Below are 20,940 nucleotides of genomic sequence, written 5' to 3' on the forward strand. Positions count from 1 at the left end.
TCTTTATATATAATACACTAATTTTATCCTATATGTTGAATACCCCTCTAATTGCTTTATTATAATTTCTACTAACTGGGATCTCTTCTTCCGTTCCATTAAGCTTTAATATAAAGGTTCCATTTATCCACGGAACTATATTTGTTATAGATTCTAGATTAACTATATAATTTCTATGGCACTTTATAAAATTAAATTGTTTTAACCTAGTTTCAACCTGTGACAGCGTCTCTTCACTAGTGTATATTTGATTTTCCGTAACTATATAAACACTTCCTTCTTTTATATAGCAAAAAAGAATTTCCTCTATATTTATAAGTATAAGTGAATCTTTTTTCCACACAGGAAGCTTTTTTAGTGTCTTATGAATATGATCTTTCTCAATTTCTTTTCGTCCTTTTAATCTATTTATAGCTAGGAGTATTCGATCCTCAGAAAAAGGCTTAAGTATATAATCTGATGCATCTAACTCAAAAGCCTTAATAGCATATTTATCATGAGCTGTAACAAAGACAACCTGTATATCAACTACAATCTTCTTGAACTCCTCTGCCGCTATAAAACCATTTATACCAGGCATTGATATATCTAAAAACACTGCATCAGGTTTTAAAGCGCTTATGCTCTCGATTCCTTGTTTTACATCTGTATACTTTCCGACTATCTCAACATCTTCATCCTTAGACAATACAAATGCCAGTTCTTCAATAGCGATCTTTTCATCGTCTATTATTAATATTTTAAGCATTCTTCTATCCCCTTACATCCCTTAATGTATTTATCACGTTTATTAAATTATCTTCATCATACGGTTTAGCTATATATGAATCTAAGCACCATGCATCAGCTTTAATATCCTCATACATAATTCCAGTCAACAATATAGTTTTTATATGTTCGTAATTACTATCTGTTTTTATCTTTTTACAAATATCTATTCCATTCGATCCACTTAACTTATAATCTGTAATTAATAAATCAATAGTATTATTTTCTATAAACTCAATTGCTTCTTTTGCATCATAAGCCTCAAATATAAAAATATCATCTATAAATTCTTCTATTATTTCTATAAGTAATTTCCTACTATACCTCTCATCATCAACCACTAATATTTTAAACATCAGCTTCTCCCAAGTACGATTTGTTTATATAAACACTTATTTTAGCTTCTTCTGAGCTTATATCTATTGCCAAGTTCCCCTTATATTTGATCATCAATTCCTCTTTAAAAAGTTTAATAAATTCATCATTAAAGTTCTCATAATTTATTTCTTCTTCTTTAAAGTTCCTACAGGTTACTACATAATTATCGATATTATTAATTGAATAAATATCTAAACTTGAAGTTGTCCCTTTTTGATTAATTGTATTAATCTTATAAGACAATTTTATCAATCTAAGCAAAAGTAACTTAGGCACACATTCCACATCACTGATACTTGTAATTAAGTGCAAATCCTGCTCAAATCTTATGTTTTGAATATATATATAAGAATTTAATGTTTTTATTTCTTCGTCAATTTTTACAATTTCTTTATCACTTTTTAATACATCCCTTAGATAAGTGCTTAGCTCCACAATTAGTTTTCTTGCTAAGCTATCATCATTTCTTGAAAAATAAGAAATGATATTTAGCGTATTAAATACAGTATGTGATTCTTCCTCTAAAAGTTTTCGCTCTAAAACTTTTATTTTATAGTTTTCATCTTTATATCTAGTAGTTTTCAGGTTATTTATGTAGTATAACACATTTAAAATTATAACAGCTAACACCCATGTAATTCTATAAGTCATAGCCATGTATAAACAAAACAAATTAGCTAATATCAAAAAAACTTCAAATATTCTTTTTATACACGTACTACAGTCGATTGTAATGTTTCTTCTAGTCTCTCTCTTCATAATGTCCCTCAACAAAATTTTCTGCTCCGTAGATTTCTTTAGCTTCTCCATAGATCTTTACTTTTTTATTAAAAGCGTTCTGTTTCAACTCCTTCACTAAGAGTGAAGAGCTTTTTACCAGCTCATCAATACTCCTTTCGCCTTTTTTAGAAGCTTTACATATCTTATCACTAGCAACTTCTCCTAGGCGAAGACTTTTTGAGCCTAATCTTTCAATTTGCTCATTTTCAATTTTATGACCTAATTTATATGTGTATTCTCCGACGTTTTTTAAAATCTTTTCTGTAGAAAGTCCACCTACTTCTCCTATGAACCTAACTATCTTTCCAGCAGTAAGCATTTTAGTCTAGTACCTCTCTATCTTAATATTTAATTAAGTGCTTGAACATACAATTAGTACAATGATTATTAATATTATTTAGCTACTTATATTATCGTACAATTATAATCTTTTATTAATATATTAAAGGTTAAAAGTATATAATAAAGTCCGTAATAATATTTTACTTTACCTTATAAAAACACATTATCTATTCTATTTTCTACAAATTTAATTAATTAGCTTTAATTGCACTATAATATAGGCTATTATCTAAGTAATATAATATAATTAATAAGTAATATCTTCAACAAATTTATGTATATCCTTGGATTTAATTTGTTTTTTGTGATTATTTATATAGTTTTCCACATTAAATCTACCTATAATAATCAAACAAATTATCTAAATCGATTGATTTATCTATTCACTTATAATATAATTTTTGAGTTAAGAATACTATTTTAATGAGGTGTTTTAATGAATATAAATAAATTAAATATTTCATCCATGAAGAAATTATTTAATAGACTTACCAAAGATAAAATAATTAGAGTAATTTTTTATATAATTATACTTTATTCTATATCTATTAAAGGGGCTTTTTTTCTAGGCTTTACTGAAAATAAAGATCCATATTCCTTCAACTTTTTTGCTGGTTATAACAAAGCACACCCCTTTTTCAATTATTACTTAACTTTTACAGCTGCATTTCTTAGCTTTGGGTTTTTATTCAAGGGTATAGGAAAATATGTATACATGCTTGTTGTAAACATATTTTTAACTTTACTTATGATTGTAGACTTATTTTACTTTAGAGGCTTTTTGACAGTTCCGTCTATATTAGTTACTACTCAAACTGCTAACTTAGATAACATGTCAGGCACAATTTTTTCATTAGTAAGTAGATACGATATAGTATTTTTAATTGATTTTATTATATTAGCTCTATATCTATTTTTTGCATCAAAATATTTTAAGAAAGTAAAAAGAAGTGTAAAATCTTTTGCCATAATTTTTGTTATATCAGTTTTTTATATAGGATATATTCCTTTTAATCTATATGTTCTTCATAGAGAAGTAAGTGGCAGTTACATATTTAGTGGTTATGACCCAATGGATTCAGCTAGATATTTTTCACCTGTAGGATATCATGTTTTAGATATTTATAATGTATATAAAGATTCAAAACCATATACGCTAACAGCATCAGAGAACAAACAGATAGAAGACTATTTTAATAATAAAAAGGAAAACCTTCCTGATAATAAATATAAAAGCATGTTTGCAAATAAAAACCTTTTAGTAATTCAAGTTGAATCACTAGAAAACTTTGTTATTAATCAGAAGATTGATGGTCAGGAGATTACCCCTAGCTTAAATAAACTTATTAATAACTCAATATATTTCCCTAATACCTTTGAGCAGGTTAACGAAGGGACAAGTTCAGATTCAGATTTAATGGTAAATACATCTATGTTACCACTAAGAAGTGGAAGTACATTTTTCAAGTATCCTAATACCACTTATTATTCACTACCTAAACTACTTGAAGAAATGGGATACGATACAGCAGCAATTCATGCTGACAAAGGTTCTTTTTGGAATTATGCTGCCGGACTTAAGGGAATAGGTTTCAAGAAATTCTTTGACTACTACTCATATGAAGATGATGAACAGATAGGTTTAGGATTAAGTGATGGAACATATTTAAGACAAGTTGTTCCTAAAATAAAAAGTTTAAAACAACCTTTTTACTCTTTCGTTGTTACTTTAACAAGTCATGGACCTTTTGATCTTCCTGACAAATATAAGGAGCTTAATATCAAAGGCGAACTAAAAGATAATATTATGGGTAGTTACTTCCAAAGTGTTCATTATACAGATAAACATATAGGAATCTTCCTAGACAATTTAGATAAGGAAGGCTTACTTGATAACACAGTAGTTGTAATAGTAGGAGACCATACTGGAGTTCATAAGTATTATGATGATAAAGTTAATACTTTAAAAAATCCTGAACCTTGGTATTTGGATAATGGTAATCATACTGTTCCATTTATCATATATCAGAAAAACTTTAAAGAACCTGTAAAATTCGATACTTATGGTGGTCAAGTAGATATAATGCCTACTCTAGCTTATGTATTAGGTATTGACGAGAAAAAGTACATTAATTCGGCTTTAGGTAGAAACTTACTAAATACAGATAAGAGTTTTGCAATACTCACTAATAAGACATTTAAGAGTACAGGCAACACTACTGACAAAGACAAAGAACAAGCAACAAAAGCTTTAGAGCTTTCAGATAAAATGATAAAGAGTAATTACTTTAAAAATAAATAAACTCAAATGAATATGAAAAAACCATAATGCTATGCATTATGGTTTTTTTTCGCTATCTTTTATTGAATTCACTTGTTTATCCCATTTGTCAACACTTTGCCCAGTTACAACCCACTCACACATAACCACGCTCTCATTATTTTTCAGGCTAATGGTGCCAATACTATTGGTTACTATACTTCCATTCTTTATCTGATATATATCTATCTTATCTTTGGTCACAATGAATACTAATCTTCCATTGTAGGCAGTATAGGCATCCACTGCTGCTGGCACTACTTCCTTTATTGAATTCCATGAAACAAAAAGTTTATCATGATTTACTAGCTTTTTAGTTGGTGGATAATTTATATTAAAAGAAACACCATTAAAATTATCTTGATCAATTGCACTAATTTTACCTTGAAGAAGCCAATGTCCATTTTTTCTTATCATTGTATAATTTTCATAATTAGGAGCTGCTACATTCAATTTTTCTTTTGCCTCTTCTGATAAATTTCCAACTTGATCTTTCCATGCCATATAAAAAGATTTTTGAGCTTCTTCTCCTAATAAAGTGACTATATCTACCCCTTTTAAGGTTTTGGTATTATCTACAGGTAATATTTGCTCAGAGACATAATTATTTTTAAAATTATTACCCTTATAATACTGTGTTGCAATATAATCGTTGCCTACAAAAGATATATCTCTATATAAATCATAACCATTAGCCATTGGCTTAACTTTACTCATCTGCTCTTTTTCATTAGTTTGAGTCACCTCAAATTCCTCATCTATATACCCTTTATTTTCTGTATGGTTAACCTTTATAGACCAAAATCCTTTCATACGAGGTACTAACAAATCCTTTATCTCCTTAGGCTCACTCAGCTTATCATCTTTAAAAGACACCCATAGAGTTCTATATTCTGCTGGACCATACTGTCCTGTACTCAGCTTTTCTCTTGAGGATTTTAATCCTATGAGGACCCCTATGGGGTCATTATAATTTTCGTTCAGGTTTCCCATTGAGTCTTCTGATCGTACATTAACTCCTACATCCCATTGACGCAATGTACTATCGTCAGTTTTAGTTAAGTTATATAGAACTCCCTTATATATTAATAAACCATTATTATTATCAAGCTTTATGAAATCACAGAACACATTATTATCATCAGAAACTGAAGTAATCTCTACATCCTTATTACCTAAATCAGTCTTAGTCCACTTATACTCGTTAACTAAAAAATAATTTGGATTCATTACTTTTAATTTATATTTGGGGTTTCCAAGATAATTATGTCCTATTGCTGCTAATTCTGAATTAAAAGATATACGTTTAGTTAATAAGTCTTCTGCTTCATTTTTATCATTTGTAGAAGGATCCATAATCTCGTACTTAGTTGCTTTCCAACTTCCATTTATATCTAATTTAGCTACAGTAGGCGCTACTATAATCTCCCCTTGATCATTAGAGTTCGATATACTAGTACACCCTATTAAAGACATCGCTAATAATAAAATTGTTAAAATTTTAATCTTACTTCTCATATATACACCATTAAGTTTCAAAAGGAATGGTAACCATTACCTCTGTTCCTTTATCTTCTTCACTTTTAATTTGAAAAGTTCCTCCATGCATATTTACTATCTCATCACAAATAGACAACCCAATTCCATTTTGAGATTTTGAATTTTTGCCTTTAAAGAATTTTTCTTTAACCCTAGGCAGATCTTCTTTACTTATTCCACAGCCGTTATCTTTAACCAACAACTTGAGTGAGTTCGCCTCTCTATATACTCTTAATAATACTTGCCCGTAAGAAGGTGTAAACTTAAAAGCATTATCTAAAAAGTTGATGAGTAGCTGTTTTAATCTACCTGAGTCAGCATTAATTGCTGGCAAATCTTGTTCACAATCAACGATAAAATTTATATTTTCCCTCTCTGCTCTTGGCCTTAAATACACATTAACATAGTCAACTAACTGGCTTATATCAACACTTTCTATATTTAAAACCACCTTACCAGACACAAATCTTGAGAAATCTAAAAGTTCTTCTACCATAGCCGATAACCTATCCGCTTCCTTTTCAATTATCTTAAAGCCAGTATCAAGCATAGCTCTGTCTGTTTTCTCATTGTTTAAAACTATTGCCCATCCTTTAATGGCTGTTAAAGGTGTTCTCAGCTCATGAGATACAGAAGATATGAAATCATTTTTTAGCTCATCTCTCTTTTTTAGCTCTTCTGCCATATAGTCTAAGGTATTTGCTAAACTACCTATTTCATCTAATCTTTTGCTATCACTCCTAACCATTAAATCACCTATAGCCATCTTTTCAGCTACCTTAGTAACTTCCTTGATTGGATTGACTATACTATTAGCCAGCATATAACTTACAAATACACCTATTAAAAACACCATTACTCCAATAGATATAAAAATTATAGAGATACCTCTTATAGATTTATTCACTTCTTTAAGCGAAGTTACAAACCGCAGAACTCCAACTACTTTTTCTCCAGAGGTCAAAGGATACGAAACTGCCATTACTTCATTTGTATCATAATAAACCTTTCCTATCCATCTTCCTTGTTGACCTCCTTTTATAGCTTTTCTTACATCTGCAGTATCAATTATATCTCCTTCTTTAACTCCTAATGAGTCCATTAATAGTTTTCCTTCATCATCCAATATCTGAACCTGCGCATTAGTTTGTTTCCAAAAAACATCTACATTATCACGTATATTTTCAACTAAAGATGAAGAAGAAAAATACTTGTTGTAAAAATCAGCAGAAGTCTTTACCTGATTTGATAACAAAGCTTCAGTATTATCATAATAATATTTCCTTAAAAAGAATATGAATAGTACTTCTAAAAGGGTTACTGTAACGAAAACTGCTACAAGAAAGTTTATAGTAATTTTAGTTTTGATACTAGTCATATTTCATCTCCTATTTCTTCCACCTATATCCAGTGCCCCATACTGTTTCTATATATCTAGGGGTAGAGGCTGAATCCTCTATTTTTGATCTAAGTCTCCTTATATTTACATCAACTATTTTAGGATCCCCAAAAAAATTCACACCCCATACTAAATTTAAAAGTTCATCCCTACTAAATGCCTTACCTGGGTTTTCAAGGAATATCTTCATAAGTAAAAACTCTTTAGGAGTAACATCAATTTCTATCTGCTCCTTAAAAAGTTTTTGCGAGTATAGATTCATTTCAAATGGTTCTAAAATTAATTTATCTCCATCACTCTTATCTATTTTTTCATCCATTCTTCTTAGCAGTGCTTTAACTCTTAAAGTTACTTCTATAGGATTGAACGGCTTAACTACGTAATCATCCGCTCCAAATTCCAAACCCATAATTCTATCCATGTCTTGCCCTTTTGCAGTAAGCATAATTATCCCCATATTAGGGTATTCTTTTCTAAGTCGCTCACATACTTTAAATCCATCAATTCCTGGAAGCATAACATCTAATATTGCTACATCAGGCTTCTCTAAAAGAGCCAATCGTATTCCCTCTTCTCCATTATTGGCTTCTATTACCTTATAATCGTTTCTTTCAAAGTTTATCTTAAGAAAACCTCTTATGCTATCTTCGTCTTCTACTAATAATATTTTTGACATACTTACACCATCCTATATAAATAATAAGTAACCTTAAATAAAAATACATGCAGTTAAATTTAAATATAATATATGTTAGTGTGATTATAACATATTTATATAGATAAACTACTTCCTTTTAAAACTTATATTTTCAAACTTTCCTCTCAAACCCGGAGGAGTTTTGAAAATGGATTTCCAATTGAAGTGTTTCATCTCTAAAACTAGAAAAGTAGAGATACACAATACTGTGCTCCCTACTTATAGCTTGTACATTATTCTAATATTTTAAACTCATATCCTTTATTTTTTAAGTCTGCTATTATATCAGGGAGAACCTCAGCTGTATTTTCTTTTCCATATGTATCGTGCATTAGTAACACTAGCTTCTGCTGATTCTTAAATGTCTGTCTATATCTATCAAGAAGTTGCTCTTTAGATTTAGGCTTTCCTTCAGCATCTCCTATGAGCCCATTCCAATCTATGTATTTATATCCCATATCATCGAAACGCTTATCAGTTTCATCAACGCCCTTCCATGACATATGTCCCCCTGGAAATCTTACTATTCTACTTCTAAAATCTTGTCCTAATACTTTTCTTATGGCATCATTATTTTTATCTAATTCAGCCATAAATTTATCTGCATCAACTTTGCCTCCAGGATATAAATTATTATAAATATGTGTATATGTATGATTACCTATAGAATTTCCCTGCTTATATGTATCTAAAAGAATTTGTTTTGCTCTAGGATCTTTTTCTAGTTCTTTCCCTACTATAAAAAACGTAGCTTTTATATCATTTTTTTTCAATACTTCCAAAATCTTAGGAGTCACTGTTGTTGAAGGGCCATCATCAAAGGTTAAGAAAACAATTTTTTTACCATCATTTATTTTTATGTTTTTTGATAAGAAATTTTGTATTGGCCCTGCATCATATGCATCTTTATCTAATTTCAATTCCTTATTTATATACTCAGTAAGTGCTGCATGAGATTGTGCTGAATTATCTATATTTTCCTGTTTTAGATTTCCGTCAACTACGGCTGCTTGTACAATTTCTTTCTTCACTATATTATGTCTGTAATAAGCAGTAATAAATATTGAAGAAACAACTACTGTACCTGCAAATAATATAATTCCATTAATTCGTCTTCTTATTTTCATTCGTTTTTTCCTCTTCCTTTTCATCCTTAGGTCACTGCCTCTAAACAACACTACCATCTCCTACAATTCTATTACACAAATATAATGGATTTAAAGTAACAATAAAGATTGCTCTTCATACATAAATAATAAACTATATTACAGAGTGATAAATTACATTTTTATAAAAATAAATTACAATCCTGTAACATGTTGTCTTTATATAACAAAACACCTTTGTTTTTAAGACATTTCTATAATACTTTAACCAATATTCTCCATTTTGCATAATAGTTTTACATTATTATGGTTTATATAAATTAATTATACAATAATTTTGTTAATAAAAGAATATCATAAAACTTTTTTAACACTACAATTTATGGAATTAACATATTTTTTTATACAACAAAAAACACCAGTTAATTATAACTGATGTATCAATTTCAAATGGCTCCGCGAAGAGGGCTCGAACCTCCAACCTATCGGTTAACAGCCGAGTGCTCCACCATTGAGCTATCGCGGAACATTATTAAATTAGAAAGATTGTTCTTTCAAAATTGCATTAAGTTAACTTTGTAATAATTTGTATTGGTCAAGCCCTCGACCTATTAGTATCGGTCAGCTGAACATGTTACCATGCTTACACCTCCGACCTATCAACCTCGTGTTCTTCGAGGGGTCTTACTAGCTTACGCTATGGGAAATCTAATCTTGAGGTGGGCTTCACGCTTAGATGCTTTCAGCGTTTATCCCTTCCCGACGTAGCTACCCAGCTATGCTCCTGGCGGAACAACTGGTGCACCAGAGGTCAGTCCATCCCGGTCCTCTCGTACTAAGGACAGCTCCTCTCAAATTTCCTACGCCCGCGACGGATAGGGACCGAACTGTCTCACGACGTTCTGAACCCAGCTCGCGTGCCGCTTTAATGGGCGAACAGCCCAACCCTTGGGACCTACTTCAGCCCCAGGATGCGACGAGCCGACATCGAGGTGCCAAACCTCCCCGTCGATGTGGACTCTTGGGGGAGATCAGCCTGTTATCCCCGAGGTAGCTTTTATCCGTTGAGCGATGGCCCTCCCACGAGGTACCACCGGATCACTAAGCCCGACTTTCGTCCCTGCTCCACTTGTGGGTGTCGCAGTCAGGCTCCCTTCTGCCTTTGCACTCTACGAACGATTTCCGACCGTTCTGAGGGAACCTTTGGGCGCCTCCGTTACTTTTTTGGAGGCGACCGCCCCAGTCAAACTGCCCACCTAACAATGTCCCGTCACCAGCTTCATGGTGCCCGGTTAGAATCCCAGTACTGTCAGGGTGGTATCCCAAGGACGACTCCACATCCCCTAACGAGGATGCTTCCAAGTCTCCCACCTATCCTGTACAGACAATACCGAAACTCAATGCTAAGCTACAGTAAAGCTCTACGGGGTCTTTCCGTCCAATCGCGGGTAGCAAGCATCTTCACTTGCACTACAACTTCGCCGGATTTACAGTTGAGACAGTGCCCAAGTCATTACGCCATTCGTGCGGGTCAGAACTTACCTGACAAGGAATTTCGCTACCTTAGGACCGTTATAGTTACGGCCGCCGTTTACTGGGGCTTAAGTTCACCGCTTCGCGTTACCGCTAACGATTCCCCTTAACCTTCCAGCACCGGGCAGGCGTCAGCCCCTATACATCAGCTTTCGCTTTAGCAGAGACCTGTGTTTTTGCTAAACAGTTGCTTGGGCCTATTCTCTGCGACCTACTCTCGTAGGCACCCCTTCTCCCGAAGTTACGGGGTCAATTTGCCGAGTTCCTTAACTGTAATTCTTCCGCCGGCCTTAGGATTCTCTCCTCACCTACCTGTGTCGGTTTGCGGTACGGGTACTACATTTCTCCCTAGAAGCTTTTCTTGGCAGCGTAGAATCAAGTACTTCAGCCTAAAAGGCCTTCCCCATCACACCTCAGCTAATACAGGCGGATTTGCCTACCTGTATACCTAAGTGCTTAGACTAGCATCCAATAGCTAGCACACTCTATCTTCCTGCGTCACTCCATCGGTAATAACGATTTGCAGTAGTATCGGAATATCAACCGATTGTCCATCACCTACGCCTTTCGGCCTCGGCTTAGGTCCCGACTAACCCTCAGCGGACGAGCCTTCCTGAGGAAACCTTAGGTTTTCGGCCACTAGGATTCTCACCTAGTTCTCGCTACTGATGCCAACATACTCACTCGTAATCAGTCCACCGCTCCTTACGGTACGACTTCAGCCCGATTACGACGCTCCCCTACCCCAGCAGATAAATCTGCTAGCCGTAGCTTCGGTGATAAGTTTGAGCCCCGAACATCTTCGGCGCAGGATCTCTCGACTAGTGAGCTATTACGCACTCTTTTAATGAGTGGCTGCTTCTAAGCCAACATCCTAGTTGTCTTAGAAATCCCACATCCTTTTCCACTTAACTTATACTTTGGGACCTTAGCTGACGATCTGGGCTGTTTCCCTTTTGACTACGGATCTTATCATTCGCAGTCTGACTGCCGGACTAATACTATATGGCATTCGGAGTTTGATAAGGTTCGGTAAGCGATATGCCCCCTAGCCCATTCAGTGCTCTACCTCCATTAGTCATATCCGACGCTAGCCCTAAAGCTATTTCGGGGAGAACCAGCTATCTCCGAGTTCGATTGGAATTTCTCCGCTATCCACAGCTCATCCCATGGTTTTTCAACACCAACGTGGTTCGGTCCTCCACGAAGTTTTACCTTCGCTTCAACCTGGCCATGGATAGGTCACCCGGTTTCGGGTCTACGGCATGCAACTAGTCGCCCTATTCAGACTCGGTTTCCCTTCGGCTCCGTACCTTAAGTACTTAACCTCGCTACATACCGTAACTCGTTGGCTCGTTCTACAAAAAGCACATCATCACACACATATGGTGCTATGATCGGTTGTAGGCACACGGTTTCAGGTTCTATTTCACTCCCCTCCCGGGGTTCTTTTCACCTTTCCCTCACGGTACTTCTTCACTATCGGTCATCAAGTAGTATTTAGCCTTGGGAGGTGGTCCTCCCTGCTTCCCACAAGGTTTCACGTGTCTCGTGGTACTCTGGAGCAGAACTATGGTCTTCTTGTTTCACTTACAGGACTATTACCTTCTACGGTGTATCTTTCCAGATATCTTCAATTACAATAGCCACCAATGTTATGTTCTGTCCGCAACCCCAAAGATAAATCTTTGGTTTGGGCTCTTCCGATTTCGCTCGCCGCTACTGACGGAATCGATTTTTCTTTCTCTTCCTCTAGGTACTTAGATGTTTCAGTTCCCTAGGTTTACCCTCCTATAGCTATGTATTCACTATAGGATACGTAGGGTTACCTACGTGAGTTTCCTCATTCGGAGATCTTTGGATCACAGGCTATTTGCGCCTACCCAAAGCTTATCGCAGCTTGTCACGTCCTTCTTCGGCTCTTGATGCCAAGGCATTCACCATGCGCCCTTTGTAGCTTGACCTATCAAATCAAATTTGAGTTACAAATTTGCTGATTTACTAAAATACTAGCGTGCATTTTAGTAATCAATTTATTACAAAGAATAGTAAATATCTTTACTTTAACTTATGTGCAATTTTCAAAGAACAATGGTGGGCTTAAATGGACTCGAACCATCGACCTCACGCTTATCAGGCGTGCGCTCTAACCAGCTGAGCTATAAGCCCACAAATGGTGGAGATAAAGAGATTCGAACTCTTGACCCCCTGCGTGCAAGGCAGGTGCTCTCCCAACTGAGCTATACCCCCATATGTGTATATTAAATTAAGATGCCAATTACTTGGTATCTCAAAATTAAACAGAGAGAGATTCTAACCAGAATTCGTATATATTAAGTCTGAAATGCATCAGTACTTAATAATTTCTCCATAGAAAGGAGGTGATCCAGCCGCAGGTTCTCCTACGGCTACCTTGTTACGACTTCACCCCAATCGCTGACCCTACCTTCGGCTGCTGCCTCCCTTACGGGTTAGCTCACAGACTTCGGGTATTGCCAACTCTCATGGTGTGACGGGCGGTGTGTACAAGGCCCGGGAACGTATTCACCGCGACATGCTGATTCGCGATTACTAGCAACTCCGGCTTCATGTAGGCGAGTTTCAGCCTACAATCCGAACTGGGACAAGTTTTTGAGATTTGCTCCACCTCACGGTCTTGCGTCTCTTTGTACTTGCCATTGTAGCACGTGTGTAGCCCTAGACATAAGGGGCATGATGATTTGACGTCATCCCCACCTTCCTCCCGGTTAACCCGGGCAGTCTCGCTAGAGTGCTCAACTAAATGGTAGCAACTAACAATAAGGGTTGCGCTCGTTGCGGGACTTAACCCAACATCTCACGACACGAGCTGACGACAACCATGCACCACCTGTCTTCCTGTCGGTACCAAAGGTACCGACTTCCCCGGTTAAGGGTAATTCAGGAGATGTCAAGTCTAGGTAAGGTTCTTCGCGTTGCTTCGAATTAAACCACATGCTCCGCTGCTTGTGCGGGCCCCCGTCAATTCCTTTGAGTTTTAATCTTGCGACCGTACTCCCCAGGCGGGATACTTATTGTGTTAACGGCGGCACGGAGGTGTTGAAACCCCCACACCTAGTATCCATCGTTTACGGCGTGGACTACCAGGGTATCTAATCCTGTTTGCTCCCCACGCTTTCGAGCCTCAGTGTCAGTTACAGTCCAGAAAGTCGCCTTCGCCACTGGTGTTCTTCCTAATCTCTACGCATTTCACCGCTACACTAGGAATTCCACTTTCCTCTCCTGCACTCTAGATATCCAGTTTGGAATGCAGCACCCAAGTTAAGCTCAGGTATTTCACATCCCACTTAAATATCCACCTACGCTCCCTTTACGCCCAGTAAATCCGGACAACGCTTGCCACCTACGTATTACCGCGGCTGCTGGCACGTAGTTAGCCGTGGCTTCCTCCTTGGGTACCGTCATTATCGTCCCCAAAGACAGAGCTTTACAACCCGAAGGCCTTCATCACTCACGCGGCGTTGCTGCATCAGGGTTTCCCCCATTGTGCAATATTCCCCACTGCTGCCTCCCGTAGGAGTCTGGACCGTATCTCAGTTCCAATGTGGCCGATCACCCTCTCAGGTCGGCTACGCATCGTCGCCTTGGTGAGCCATTACCTCACCAACTAGCTAATGCGCCGCGGGTCCATCTTATAGCGGATTGCTCCTTTGATTTTCATTTCATGCGAAACGAAAATGTTATGCGGTATTAATCTTCCTTTCGGAAGGCTATCCCCCTCTATAAGGCAGGTTACCCACGTGTTACTCACCCGTCCGCCGCTAAGAAAGTTCCGAAGAACTTTCTCCGCTCGACTTGCATGTGTTAGGCACGCCGCCAGCGTTCGTCCTGAGCCAGGATCAAACTCTCAATTTAAAGTTTAATCATAGCTTACTTACTTAGTAAGTCTTTTTTCAAAAGAATTGCTGGTTTAGTTTAAGTCTAATTTTAGACTTTGTTTATCTTCTCTGTTTAATTTTCAAAGACCAATGTTTAACTGCTTATTCATATTATCATCTCAATCGAATCTTGTCAACATTATTTTTTGTTGCTTAAAATCAATTTGTCAGACAACGATATTTAATATACCATGTTATTGAACAAAACTCAAACTATTCTATAGTCAATTATATAAATTTATATGCTAAAATCTAAATATACCTTCAAATATCTTTTTTTTCCTTGTATGTTTACTATTGAAGATTACAAGAAAATATGATGTCTTTATCGATAATCTTCCACATTAAAATACTTTAAATTATAAAAATTAGCTTCTTTATCTTAGAATCTGAAATCATTCATAATCTTCTCTAAAATAAAAATACATGTATACAGTAAATTTTACATTCCCTATATACATGTATTATCTAATTAAATTTTAGTTTTTAATTTTGACACAATAAATACATTTACCTTAAACTGAATTATGATATATTTTCAAACTGCATATTATATAGATAAGCATAAGTTCCATCTAAATCAATTAACTCATTATGATTTCCTCGTTCTTTTATTCCTTCATCCGTAAGAACTATTATTTCATCAGCGTTTCTTATAGTGCTCAGTCTATGAGCTATAACTATTGTAGTTCTATTCTTAGAAAGATCTTCTAAGGATTTCTGTATAAACTTCTCACTCTCATTATCAAGGGCAGATGTAGCTTCATCAAGTATCAATATAGGAGGATTTTTAAGGAATACTCTTGCTATTGACACTCTTTGCTTCTGACCACCAGAAAGCTTAACCCCTCTCTCTCCTACACTTGTATCATAACCATCCTTAAGAGTCATAATAAATTCATGTATATTAGCTTTTTTAGCTGCATCTATAATCTCCTCATCAGATGCACCTGGTTTCCCATAAGCTATATTTTCTTTTATAGTTCCAGTAAACATGTATACATCCTGTTGAACTATCCCAATTGAGTTTCTAAGGGATTTAAGTTTTATATCTCTTATGTCTATGCCATCAACAGTAATTGAGCCTTCATTTATTTCATAAAATCTTGGGATTAGGCTGCAAAAAGTTGTTTTTCCACCACCAGAAGGACCAACAAGCGCAACATTCTTCCCTTCTTTTATACTTATGTTTATATTTTCTAATATGTTATGTTTTTCATTATAACTAAAGGATACATTCTTAAATTCTATATTTCCCTTTGGATTTATAATATCTATAGCACCTTTATTATCTGTTATATCCGGCTCAGTATTTATAACTTGTAGAAACCTATCAAAACCGGTAAGTCCTTTTTGGAATTGTTCTGTGAAGTTAACAAGCTTGTCTATCGGGCTTAAAAAGATATTTATATACAGTATATAGACCATAAGATCAGCTACTTTTAGAGTACCATTGCTTATAAATAAGCCTCCAGCCAAAATAACTGACACATATAGTAGTCCTTGAAAAAATCCATTGCCGCTAAAGAATTTTCCCATTATAAAATAGTTATCTTCCTTACTCTTAAGAAATTCTATATTTCCCTTATCAAATTTGTGGCTCTCTATCGTTTCATTAGCAAATGATTTTACAACTCTTATACCAGAAAGACTGTCCTGTACTATAGCATTTACATTTGCTATCTTTTCTCTATTTTTCATAAATACTCTGTTCATATGTTTGTTATAGAATATTGAGAAATATAGCATAACCAAAGTTATAAAGAAAAGTATTAGAGTTATCTTAACATTTACATTCATAAGTATTATGAATGACCCTAATAACTTAAGTATAGATATAAATATATCTTCTGGACCATGATGTGCTAGCTCAGAAATATCAAAAAGATCATTCACTATCCTTGATTGCAAGGTACCTGTATTGTTATTATCATAATAAGAGAATGATAGCTTTTGAAGATGATCAAATAAATCCTTTCTCATATTAGATTCCATCTTGGCTCCCATTATATGTCCCCAAGAAGTTATAAAATACTGACAAAAATATCTTACAATATACATGCACAATAATGCCAAACCTGCATAAATTACATACCTAAGTATTGTATTTTTATCTTCTAATATATACACGTTATTAGTTAAATATCTTACTATCATTGGGAATACAAGATCTATCCCAGATAATATCAATGCACAGACCATATCCGCTAAGAAAAGCTTCTTATAAGGCCCATAGTAATTAAGAAATTTTTTAAATCTATCCATATTTGTATAGTAGTCCTCCCCCGTAATTTATTCATATAAACAATAAAATATCACTATATAGATTATTAATCAAACAATAGAATATGTGATTAAATCAGGTTATTTGAATTAATAAAATTATTTTAACGTTTACTATCCATTTAATATATTATTTCACTTAATATCAAAAGTCAACTTGTTAGGTATAGTTTAATTTCTGCATTTAAAGTAAATATTGATTTTTTTGCTTTTTCCCTATCCTATAAAAAAACAGCATCAGTGGGATTAAGATAATATTATCAACAATATTACCCTAATCCCACTGATGCTATAGTATATTTTTCTCTTGTTATGTTTAATATTATTATTAAATCTAATTGGTTATACAGGAGATGCTCTATGAGCGAGCAATTAGAATTAAATGATTTTTAATGTTATTTTTTAGTCTCAGAAACATTTAAATTAGTATTCAATAAAAGTATGTCCACTCTTCTATTTTTACTTTTTCCTTCTTCTGTGTCATTTGATGCAACTGGTCTGTATTCTCCGTAGCCTACAGAGGATAATCTATCAGCTGATATTCCCCCTCTAGTTACTAAGAATTCTACCACATTAGCAGCTCTAATCGAGGATAACTGCCAATTAGAATGAAAATATGTAGTGTTTATTGGCACATTATCAGTATGCCCTTCTACTCTTATATAGTTATCAATTTTATTAAGTATTCCTGCTAAAGAAATCAATTTTTTTTGATTATCGACTTTAACATCAGCCTTACTACTGTCAAAGAATACTGTGTCATTAAAACTAATTACAAGACCTCTTTCTTGAAGGCTCGTTGTAATGCTTCCTTTAAGATCTGAGCCAGCAATCATCTTATCTATTTCTTCTTTTACCTTTTCTAACTTCTGCTCTTCTATTTTCTCTTTGGCATTATTGTCTGTGATCTGCTTAAGCTGATCATCTGTCACTGTTACTTTGCTTGAATCAATACTAGCATTATCAGAGGTACCTATAATACTCTTTCCCCCCCCAATGGCTAAATTCAAAGATTGTGCAATTTGAGAATATTTTTTGGCATCTACAGTACTAGACGCATACATTACTACAAAAAATATCATAAGAAGAGTTATCAAATCAGAATATGTTAATAGCCATCGTTCATTATTTTCCTTTTCTGCTCTCTTTTTTTTCATAAAATAATACCTCTCTAATCATTAGCATTATTTGAATTTAATTCTGCTACTTCTTTGTCAGTTAAAAATCCTTCTAGCTTGGCCACTAAAGTATTAGGATTGGCTCCTTCTTGGATAAGCATAATAGCTTCAATTGACATTTCTTTTTCTAATATTTCTTCTTTATCAAGTGCTTTTAATTTGTTTGCTATAGGAAGCCAAAGTAAATTTGCAGTACCAACTCCGTATAATGTTGCAATGAAAGCCACTGCTATCTTAGGTCCAAGTGTACTAGGATCATCTAAATTACTGAGAACCTGTACCAATCCCATAACGGTACCTATAATACCCATTGTTGGTGAAAACCCACCTGCTGCATCGAATATACCAGCCCCATCATGATGACGCTCTGACATTTGTTCTAACTTTGTCTCCAATATCCCCCTTATTGTGCTTGGTTCAACACCGTCAACAACCATTTGAAGGCCTTTTTTTATAAATGGATCCATTTCATTATTTGCTAGATCGCCTTCTATGCTCAATAATCCATTTTTTCTTGTTTTAGTTGATAATTCTTTAAAAAATTCTATCTGTTCTTTTGTATTAACCTGTCTATTTGTAAATGCAACCTTTATTATCTTACTTATATTTTTTAATTTACTTGTTGGAAAAGATATCGCTACTGCACCTATAGTTCCACCAAAAACTATAAGCGCTGCTGAAAAAGCCACAAGCATTAAGGGACTTCCACCTTCTTTAATAAAAGCAAAAATTAACGAACCAAACCCTATCACTATACCGATAATTATTCCTATATCCATAACTTCCTCCATCTCCTAACTATATTATAAAATTCCCCAAGTGAAACACTTTAAATTAAACTTCCCAATTTAATTATCGTATAATATCTTAATTTTATTAGCATTAAAGTAAATTTTTTATGGTAAATTATCAAAAATATTTGGCTTTTAATATTTATTCAAGCAACTCTTCTTTTGAATTTTCTAAAGTGGGAAGAATGTAGGAAAACAAAAAATAGCTAGGCTTCAATTTTCTGAAACCTAGCTATTTCAATATCTTTGGTGCTCCCAACAGGGTTCGAACCTGCGACCTATGGATTCGAAGTCCACCACTCTATCCAACTGAGCTATAGGAGCTTGTTATATAAAAAATTTGTTAAAGCGATCTTCTTTGGTAATTTTTTTTGCCCATCTGCCTTTTCTTAAGTGTATGTGAAGAATCTTACAGACGACATATTCTTCTTTTTTATTCTTTAACTTATACTATGTCTTAGGTCTGTTAGCATAATTATCCACAGATATAATTGATATATAAATTGCTAAAGAATAAAATAATATAAAAAGACAACTTAAGTTATAAGTTGTCTTTAGTATGGAGCGGGTAGTGGGAGTCGAACCCACCTTTTCAGCTTGGAAGGCTGGAGTATTACCGATATACGATACCCGCATATTTGGAGCGGAAGACGGGACTCGAACCCGCGACCTTCACCTTGGCAAGGTGACACTCTACCATTGAGTCACTTCCGCATGATTGGTGCAGATGAAGGGAGTCGAACCCCCACGCCGTAGGCGCTAGATCCTAAGTCTAGTGCGTCTGCCAATTCCGCCACATCTGCATCTTTTCATTTAATTATAATTGGTGGCTTACCGGGGAATCGAACCCCGGACACCATGATTAAAAGTCATGTGCTCTACCGACTGAGCTAGTAAACCAATTGGCTGGGATAGCAGGATTCGAACCTACGAATGATGGAGTCAAAGTCCATTGCCTTACCGCTTGGCGACATCCCAATATTAAATATGGGGTGAACGATGGGATTCGAACCCACGACAACCAGAGCCACAATCTGGTGCTCTACCAACTGAACTACGTCCACCATATTTGGTGCGCCATCAGGGACTCGAACCCAAGACACCCTGATTAAGAGTCAGGTGCTCTACCAACTGAGCTAATGGCGCATAATGGTGCGTCTTAAGAGATTCGAACTCCTGGCCCACGCCTTAGAAGGGCGTTGCTCTATCCAGCTGAGCTAAAGACGCATATTAAAAACTATGTATTATAACATCTAATATTAAGATGTTTATGGAGCGGGTAGTGGGAGTCGAACCCACCTTTTCAGCTTGGAAGGCTGGAGTATTACCGATATACGATACCCGCATATTTAAACTGGTCGGGGTGACAGGGATCGAACCTGCGACCTCATGGTCCCAAACCACGCGCGCTCCCATCTGCGCTACACCCCGATATCCATTTAAAATGGTGCGTCTTAAGGGATTCGAACCCCTGGCCCACGCCTTAGAAGGGCGTTGCTCTATCCAGCTGAGCTAAAGACGCATATTAAAAACTATGTATTATAACATCTAATATTAAGATGTTTATGGAGCGGGTAGTGGGAGTCGAACCCACCTTTTCAGCTTGGAAGGCTGGAGTATTACCGATATACGATACCCGCATATTTGGAGCGGAAGACGGGACTCGAACCCGCGACCTTCACCTTGGCAAGGTGACACTCTACCATTGAGTCACTTCCGCATGATTGGTGCAGATGAAGGGAGTCGAACCCCCACGCCGTAGGCGCTAGATCCTAAGTCTAGTGCGTCTGCCAATTCCGCCACATCTGCATCTTTTCATTTAATTATAATTGGTGGCTTACCGGGGAATCGAACCCCGGACACCATGATTAAAAGTCATGTGCTCTACCGACTGAGCTAGTAAACCAAT

12 protein-coding genes, 19 tRNA genes and 2 rRNA genes are annotated in these 20,940 nt (G+C 35.4%); 1 reads left to right on the forward strand and 32 read right to left on the reverse strand.

Going from position 1 to position 20,940, the window contains the following annotated elements; genetic code table 11:
- Window positions 1–28 precede the first annotated feature (28 nt).
- The 4 genes from bsdtw1_RS17720 to bsdtw1_RS17735 are packed head-to-tail and all read right to left on the reverse strand — an operon-like array spanning window position 29 to window position 2,245.
- Complete coding sequence (locus bsdtw1_RS17720; RefSeq protein ID WP_183278879.1) at window positions 29–748, reverse strand: LytR/AlgR family response regulator transcription factor; 720 nt, start codon at window positions 746–748, stop codon at window positions 29–31.
- 4 nt (window positions 749–752) lie between these two features.
- On the reverse strand, window positions 753–1,124 hold the full coding sequence (locus tag bsdtw1_RS17725; RefSeq protein WP_183278880.1) for a response regulator: 372 nt from the start codon (window positions 1,122–1,124) through the stop codon (window positions 753–755).
- Window positions 1,117–1,905 (reverse strand): histidine kinase, encoded by a 789-nt coding sequence (locus bsdtw1_RS17730; protein WP_183278881.1) that lies wholly within the window; start codon window positions 1,903–1,905, stop codon window positions 1,117–1,119. The genes bsdtw1_RS17725 and bsdtw1_RS17730 overlap by 8 nt, the downstream gene beginning before the upstream one ends.
- Window positions 1,889–2,245 (reverse strand): hypothetical protein, encoded by a 357-nt coding sequence (locus bsdtw1_RS17735; protein ID WP_183278882.1) that lies wholly within the window; start codon window positions 2,243–2,245, stop codon window positions 1,889–1,891. Before bsdtw1_RS17735 ends, bsdtw1_RS17730 begins: the two co-directional genes overlap by 17 nt.
- Window positions 2,246–2,704: 459 nt before the next feature.
- Here bsdtw1_RS17735 and bsdtw1_RS17740 point away from each other — a divergent pair, with 459 nt between their 5' ends.
- Window positions 2,705–4,570: an LTA synthase family protein gene (locus tag bsdtw1_RS17740; RefSeq protein ID WP_183278883.1), complete on the forward strand. Its 1,866-nt coding sequence runs from the start codon at window positions 2,705–2,707 to the stop codon at window positions 4,568–4,570.
- Window positions 4,571–4,606: 36 nt separating this feature from the next.
- On the opposite strand, the gene bsdtw1_RS17745 is transcribed toward bsdtw1_RS17740, so the two are convergent.
- The 28 genes from bsdtw1_RS17745 to bsdtw1_RS17880 all read right to left on the reverse strand — a co-directional run bounded on the left by bsdtw1_RS17745 (window position 4,607) and on the right by bsdtw1_RS17880 (window position 20,937).
- A complete protein-coding gene (locus bsdtw1_RS17745) occupies window positions 4,607–6,106 on the reverse strand; it encodes a hypothetical protein (RefSeq protein WP_183278884.1) in 1,500 nt (499 codons plus the stop codon).
- 10 nt (window positions 6,107–6,116) lie between these two features.
- Window positions 6,117–7,505, reverse strand: a complete 1,389-nt coding sequence (locus bsdtw1_RS17750; RefSeq protein ID WP_183278885.1) for a sensor histidine kinase — start codon at window positions 7,503–7,505, stop codon at window positions 6,117–6,119.
- 10 nt (window positions 7,506–7,515) lie between these two features.
- The gene (locus bsdtw1_RS17755) at window positions 7,516–8,202 is read right to left on the reverse strand and encodes a response regulator transcription factor (RefSeq protein WP_183278886.1); all 687 of its coding nucleotides are present in this window, start codon (window positions 8,200–8,202) and stop codon (window positions 7,516–7,518) included.
- Window positions 8,203–8,456: 254 nt separating this feature from the next.
- On the reverse strand, window positions 8,457–9,350 hold the full coding sequence (locus tag bsdtw1_RS17760; protein ID WP_183278887.1) for a polysaccharide deacetylase family protein: 894 nt from the start codon (window positions 9,348–9,350) through the stop codon (window positions 8,457–8,459).
- 430 nt (window positions 9,351–9,780) lie between these two features.
- Window positions 9,781–9,855 (reverse strand) — tRNA-Asn (locus tag bsdtw1_RS17765).
- Between the two features lie 65 nt (window positions 9,856–9,920).
- A 23S ribosomal RNA gene (locus bsdtw1_RS17770) occupies window positions 9,921–12,826 on the reverse strand.
- Window positions 12,827–12,954: 128 nt separating this feature from the next.
- Window positions 12,955–13,031 (reverse strand) — tRNA-Ile (locus bsdtw1_RS17775).
- A 5-nt stretch (window positions 13,032–13,036) separates the two neighbouring features.
- Window positions 13,037–13,112, reverse strand: a tRNA-Ala gene (locus bsdtw1_RS17780).
- A 124-nt stretch (window positions 13,113–13,236) separates the two neighbouring features.
- Window positions 13,237–14,756, reverse strand: a 16S ribosomal RNA gene (locus bsdtw1_RS17785).
- The 16S and 23S rRNA genes sit together here with 3 tRNA genes alongside, the layout of an rRNA operon.
- A 548-nt stretch (window positions 14,757–15,304) precedes the next feature.
- Window positions 15,305–17,044: an ABC transporter ATP-binding protein gene (locus bsdtw1_RS17790; protein ID WP_183278888.1), complete on the reverse strand. Its 1,740-nt coding sequence runs from the start codon at window positions 17,042–17,044 to the stop codon at window positions 15,305–15,307.
- Between the two features lie 413 nt (window positions 17,045–17,457).
- Complete coding sequence (locus tag bsdtw1_RS17795) at window positions 17,458–18,219, reverse strand: flagellar motor protein MotB (protein ID WP_183278889.1); 762 nt, start codon at window positions 18,217–18,219, stop codon at window positions 17,458–17,460.
- Window positions 18,220–18,233: 14 nt separating this feature from the next.
- The gene (locus bsdtw1_RS17800) at window positions 18,234–19,019 is read right to left on the reverse strand and encodes a flagellar motor protein (RefSeq protein ID WP_183278890.1); all 786 of its coding nucleotides are present in this window, start codon (window positions 19,017–19,019) and stop codon (window positions 18,234–18,236) included.
- Window positions 19,020–19,278: 259 nt separating this feature from the next.
- Window positions 19,279–19,355 (reverse strand) — tRNA-Arg (locus tag bsdtw1_RS17805).
- 236 nt (window positions 19,356–19,591) lie between these two features.
- Window positions 19,592–19,665: transfer RNA gene (locus bsdtw1_RS17810), tRNA-Gly, on the reverse strand.
- A gap of 5 nt (window positions 19,666–19,670) precedes the next feature.
- Window positions 19,671–19,745, reverse strand: a tRNA-Gly gene (locus tag bsdtw1_RS17815).
- A gap of 5 nt (window positions 19,746–19,750) precedes the next feature.
- A tRNA-Leu gene (locus tag bsdtw1_RS17820) sits at window positions 19,751–19,834 on the reverse strand.
- A gap of 21 nt (window positions 19,835–19,855) precedes the next feature.
- Window positions 19,856–19,931 (reverse strand) — tRNA-Lys (locus bsdtw1_RS17825).
- 3 nt (window positions 19,932–19,934) lie between these two features.
- Window positions 19,935–20,009, reverse strand: a tRNA-Gln gene (locus bsdtw1_RS17830).
- Window positions 20,010–20,019: 10 nt separating this feature from the next.
- Window positions 20,020–20,095 (reverse strand) — tRNA-His (locus tag bsdtw1_RS17835).
- A gap of 6 nt (window positions 20,096–20,101) precedes the next feature.
- Window positions 20,102–20,177: transfer RNA gene (locus bsdtw1_RS17840), tRNA-Lys, on the reverse strand.
- Between the two features lie 4 nt (window positions 20,178–20,181).
- A tRNA-Arg gene (locus tag bsdtw1_RS17845) sits at window positions 20,182–20,258 on the reverse strand.
- Window positions 20,259–20,302: 44 nt separating this feature from the next.
- Window positions 20,303–20,376, reverse strand: a tRNA-Gly gene (locus bsdtw1_RS17850).
- A 10-nt stretch (window positions 20,377–20,386) separates the two neighbouring features.
- Window positions 20,387–20,462, reverse strand: a tRNA-Pro gene (locus bsdtw1_RS17855).
- A gap of 14 nt (window positions 20,463–20,476) precedes the next feature.
- Window positions 20,477–20,553, reverse strand: a tRNA-Arg gene (locus tag bsdtw1_RS17860).
- Window positions 20,554–20,597: 44 nt separating this feature from the next.
- A tRNA-Gly gene (locus bsdtw1_RS17865) sits at window positions 20,598–20,671 on the reverse strand.
- Window positions 20,672–20,676: 5 nt separating this feature from the next.
- Window positions 20,677–20,751: transfer RNA gene (locus tag bsdtw1_RS17870), tRNA-Gly, on the reverse strand.
- A 5-nt stretch (window positions 20,752–20,756) separates the two neighbouring features.
- Window positions 20,757–20,840, reverse strand: a tRNA-Leu gene (locus bsdtw1_RS17875).
- Window positions 20,841–20,861: 21 nt separating this feature from the next.
- Window positions 20,862–20,937 (reverse strand) — tRNA-Lys (locus bsdtw1_RS17880).
- Window positions 20,938–20,940 lie beyond the last annotated feature (3 nt).

The organism is Clostridium fungisolvens (assembly GCF_014193895.1).
Classification (GTDB): Bacteria; Bacillota; Clostridia; order Clostridiales; family Clostridiaceae; genus Clostridium_AR; species Clostridium_AR fungisolvens.